The organism is Anaerotignum sp., assembly GCF_031981185.1.
Lineage (GTDB): Bacteria > Bacillota > Clostridia > Lachnospirales > Anaerotignaceae > Chakrabartyella.
The window spans coordinates 46,846-51,683 of the sequence record NZ_DALYUL010000024.1 but is presented as its reverse complement, the minus strand read 5'-3'; the positions used below and the strand labels follow the sequence as shown (position 1 = coordinate 51,683).

Sequence of the window (4,838 nt, the reverse complement as noted above, 5' to 3'; positions counted from 1 at the left end):
GAGTATAAGGGGGCAAATTTATGAATCAGGATGAAATTTCAGAAAAGCTGATTGAGGTTGACCAGCGGAGTAAGAGCAATAAATATAGATTGGATTCCATGGAGAAACGCCAGGACAATCTGGAACAGCTCACCAACTCTTTTTCTGTAATGCAGAAAGAGCAGGAATACATAAAAGAGGACGTGGGGGAGATTAAAGCGGATGTGAAAACCCTGGCGGAGAAACCAGCGAAACGTTGGGATAGTATCGTAGAGCGAGTGATTACTGTTGTAGTGGGTGCGGTGGTCGGGTATCTGCTGAGTGGGGGTTGGTTGCCTTGAAGGAAAAACGCAGACGTCTGCGGATTAATGATGATACCATGACAACCATTGTGGTTTTGTCTTTGCTTTTCTGTGTAGCGGTGGTGGTTGCCGGCATGGTGTTGGCTTGCTTTGGCGTGGACGTTTCCACCATTGTAGGGAATGCCTTGACGGTATTTGGTACGGAGCTGGGCATTTGTGGAGTTATGACCATATTTAACCGCTGGGCAGATAGGCAGGACAAACAAGCGGAGAAGCGGCAAGAAAGTAGATTGAGACGGGAGGAATCGGAGAATGAAAGAAAACGAGACGAACAAAGTGCAAGTTGAGTTACTACAAGGAGCGGCAATCTTAAGGGAAAGCACAAAGGTAACCATTCAGAATCTTTTGACAGTGAAATCTATTGTCACAATACTGCTGACGGTGGTATTTTCTTATTTGGCCATCATTGGACGGATTAGCGGAGAGCAGTTTTTAACGATTTTCAGTGTGGTGATTGCCTTTTACTTTGGTACCCAGTATCAGAAAAACAGCGGAGGTGAGGAATAATGAAACCAATTTTATATATGCAGAATGATCCTAAATGGGCAAGTCATGATTATTCTGCACCGGGTGAAAAGACTACGATTAAGGCAGAGGGGTGCGGTATTACTTGTGCGGCTATGGTCATTGCAACGCTGGCCGACAAGAATGTTACTCCCATTACTACAGCGGAATGGTCAAAGCAGCGAGGATATAAGGCCAAAGGGCAGGGTACATATTATTCCTATTTCAAGCCCCAGGGAGCGGCGTATGGTATTGACATTACCATGCTAAACAGTGCAAATATTTACGGCTCTCCTGCTTCCAAGTATCACGACTTAGCAAAGAAATCCATAGAAAACGGTGATTTAGTTATCGCTTGCATGGGCAAGGGGAATTGGACAACCAGTGGTCATTATGTGTTGTGGTACAGCATGGAAGGGGGAAAGGTGCAAATCAATGATCCCTGGTCCAATAAACCAGCGCAGACAAATGCAGATTACAATTTATTCAAAAGTCAGGTGAAGTTTTATTGGGTGGTAAAGGTGCCGGATGAATTTAAGGAGGATGATGAAGTGGTTAAGCGAGAAAAAATTATTGTAAATGGAAAAGAATGTGAAGCTGATATGATCCGCAAGGATGGAACAACATATATCAAAACCAGGGATGTTGCAGAGCTTTTAGGCTTGAAGGTTGGTAGTAAGGGTAAAATACCAGTACTAGAGAAAAAACAAAAATAAGAAGCATATAATAGTGGGAGGTTTGGACCTCCCTTTTTTTTATTGCAAATATCTACAATTTATGGTAATTTATACTAGTATTTATTATTTTAAGGGGGAACTATTTATGAAAATGCAAAGAGTAAAAGATGTTGTAATGGGCGCTATGGTAGCTACATTACTAATTGGTGCAGCGCCTTCAGCTTTCGCTAAAGTCGCCGATGCCGTGATTTCGGTAAACTATAACAATATTAAGGTGTTAGTTGGCGAAAAGGAATTAAAAACCGATAAGGAGCCTTTTACATACGAAGGCACAACTTATTTGCCAGTAAGAGCGGTTGCTGAAGCGGTTGGAAAAGAAGTTAAATGGGATAGCGTAGCTAAAACGGTTACACTAACCAACACTGATGAAGGGCTACAAAAAGAGGAAACAAAAGAGGTTGTGAAAGAACCCTCCACAACAACAAAAGCACCAGAGGATAACTCCACCGTAAGAATTAATAAAGAGATTATTGACGAGAATGGTGTGAAAATTCGATGTATTGATATGGTTAAGAAAAATGGAAATTCAGATGATAGCTATGTATTGAATTTTAAGTTAAAGAATACCACATCCATGAATTATGGGGTTGGCCTTAATAAGATTTATGTTAATGACAAGCTGTTAGAGCCCTTTTACTATACTAATCTTGTTCCAACAGCCGAGGTTACAGATGACTTAAGAATATACCAGAAGGATTTGGATAGCGTAGGGATTACCAAAATAAAAGAGGTTCGGATTTCTTTCTATGTTTATAATAGCGATGATTATTCTGAATCATTTGAAACAAAAGAAGCAACTATTAAATTCACTAAATAATAAAATATATTTGCATAGTTAATGCGTTGAAATTTATATACAAAAGAGTCTGGCATTAGTCCTGACTCTTTTATTTTGTTTCGTACTAGCTATTTAAACCCATTTGAATTTATGGCTTTATAGATTCTAGTGAAATGTATCTTATCGAAAACAAATAAGGGATATAAGCTTACTAAAATTGTAAAAATACTGGTAAATAATGTCCAAATGTGTATAATTATGGTTATAGAGATTTTGCTTTATATGATACACTTGATAGCAAAAATGTGATGTTAATTATTCTATTCACAAATCAGTTATCATAGGAGTAGTGAAGATAGTTAAGAAGTGACAAGTTACAGGAGGAAGGAAAATGGATACTGGCACTGTGTCAAAAAATGTAATTAAAGTACGAGAAGACAAGGCCCCCCTTTGTTTTCATTGTTCCCAAATAAAGGATGACCAAAAAACTTTTGAACTTGATGGCGGTCAATCAGCAAAATGGATTGCCGACAATCAGTTTTCTGAAGAGGATCTGCGTGGTCGAATTGAACCATGGCTGACTTCTTTGTTTCAATCAGAACATCTTTCACTGCTCTTGGGTAGCGGCCTGACCTCGTCGATTCAATTTGCGGCCACCGGCAATTCTGGTAATGGAATGGGAAATCCTGAATTGAAGACTTATTATAAAGATCAAATTGTAAAGAAAGCAACGGAGAGTGCAATTCAAATGGGGCGTGGCAGTAAGCCAAATATAGAAGATTACATTCGTGTGATGAACGAGCTTCTTCGCGGTCTGAACATTGTTGGTGACGAAGCTAATTATAATGAACTCAAAGCCGAGACAGAAATGCTGATTGGGGCTTTCGCGGATAATATTTCTGCTATTGAAAATGCTATCGCATCAGCTACTGAGGGCAAGCGCAACAGTGCATTCAACAAGTTGGTACTGTTCCTTATGAGCTTTGCAAGTCGTACTGGCACACGGGATCGACTCAACATATTTACTACAAACTATGATCGTTTGATTGAAGCGGGTTCAGATATCGCTGGTCTACGTTTGATTGATCGATTTGTTGGAGCATTAACTCCAATTTTCCGTTCTTCCAGAATGGATATAGATATGCATTACAATCCTCCGGGAATTCGTGGTGAACCACGATACCTCGAAGGGGTTGCTCGGTATACAAAATTGCATGGCTCTATTGATTGGGTTAACTGTAACAATATAATTCGCCGAATTGGGCTGCCGTTTGGTGCCAAAAATATTGAACCGTTTTTAAAAGTTGCTAGTATTAATGCAGACGCTTCAAAAATAATGATTTATCCAAATGCATCTAAAGACAAAGAAACTGCGGAATATCCATATGTGGAACTTTTTAGGGATTTTGCAGCTGCTTTATGCCGTCCCAATAGTACCTTAGTTACATACGGATATAGCTTTGGGGATGACCATATAAATCGAATTATCCGAGATATGTTGACAATCCCATCAACACACTTGGTTGTTATAGCTTATGATGACCCAGCGGGGCGTATAGAAAAAATATTTAACGAATGGGGGCGTTTCAACCAGATTTCCCTTATTATAGGCAAGGATATTGCAAGTTTGGATGCTCTTGTTGATTATTATCTTCCTAAACCTGCTATTGATCGCACTACAATTAGAATGGCCGATTTGTTGCGGCAACGTTACGATCAACCATCTAAACCATCGAAGAAAGGTGGAGATTTTGAAGAATGATTACTCCAATAGCGAATGTTGAGTCTATGCAAATCGGCAGTGTGGATTTTGTCTCTCCAGATGAAATTAAAGTTATGCTTGATTTGGAAGCTCCAAATGATGTTGCTCTGAATTCAGGTGTGCCACGCCCTTTCCCGCGAATAAATAGCTATGTGCTGGTATCCTGTGAGGGTGGTTTTCTTGTAGCGCAAATCGAATGGATTACTATTGAACGATCTCAGTATCCAAAACGCCGTGGTATTCAAGATTTTGGCATTATTGATCTGCCCTATCCACTTCGTAAAATGAGTCTAACTCCTTTGGGTATTCTGCGAGAAAAAATAAATATTTTAACGAAACAACCATGTTATATGTTTTCTCGGGGCATAGATGTATTTCCTACGGTTGGTGATCCTGTGTTATTACCAAGTCAAGATCAGCTGAGATCAATTGTGGAATCAGGTTCTAACAGGCGTGTTAATATTGGAATCAGCCATTTAGCAGGAAATGCAACGGTATCTGTTGATCCTGATAGGTTGTTTGGTCGTCATTTGGCGGTTCTTGGTAATACTGGTAGTGGTAAGTCCTGCTCCGTGGCTGGTCTTGTACGGTGGTCAATTGAAGCTGCTCAAAGAGAAATAACCCAACAGCGTGGTAAGACTGCATCAGCCAATACTCGTTTTATCATTCTTGATCCTAATGGAGAATACATTAAGGCTTTTTCTGACCTACCAAAT

7 protein-coding genes are annotated in these 4,838 nt (G+C 39.8%); all 7 read left to right on the top strand.

Annotated elements, in window-relative coordinates:
- Positions 1-20: 20 nt before the first annotated feature.
- On the top strand, positions 21-320 hold the full coding sequence (locus RTK36_RS13035) for a hypothetical protein (RefSeq protein ID WP_312047677.1): 300 nt from the start codon (positions 21-23) through the stop codon (positions 318-320).
- Entirely contained in the window at positions 317-628 is a 312-nt protein-coding gene (locus RTK36_RS13030) for a hypothetical protein (protein ID WP_312047676.1), read from the top strand. Before RTK36_RS13035 ends, RTK36_RS13030 begins: the two co-directional genes overlap by 4 nt.
- Complete coding sequence (locus RTK36_RS13025; protein WP_312047675.1) at positions 594-848, top strand: hypothetical protein; 255 nt, start codon at positions 594-596, stop codon at positions 846-848. The genes RTK36_RS13030 and RTK36_RS13025 overlap by 35 nt, the downstream gene beginning before the upstream one ends.
- Entirely contained in the window at positions 848-1,561 is a 714-nt protein-coding gene (locus tag RTK36_RS13020; RefSeq protein WP_312047674.1) for a C39 family peptidase, read from the top strand. Before RTK36_RS13025 ends, RTK36_RS13020 begins: the two co-directional genes overlap by 1 nt.
- A gap of 106 nt (positions 1,562-1,667) precedes the next feature.
- Complete coding sequence (locus tag RTK36_RS13015) at positions 1,668-2,399, top strand: stalk domain-containing protein (protein ID WP_312047673.1); 732 nt, start codon at positions 1,668-1,670, stop codon at positions 2,397-2,399.
- Positions 2,400-2,751: 352 nt separating this feature from the next.
- Entirely contained in the window at positions 2,752-4,122 is a 1,371-nt protein-coding gene (locus RTK36_RS13010) for an SIR2 family protein (protein WP_312047672.1), read from the top strand.
- Positions 4,119-4,838 (top strand): helicase HerA domain-containing protein (locus RTK36_RS13005; protein ID WP_312047671.1); only part of this gene is annotated, 720 nt, incomplete at its 3' end. The genes RTK36_RS13010 and RTK36_RS13005, both read left to right, overlap by 4 nt.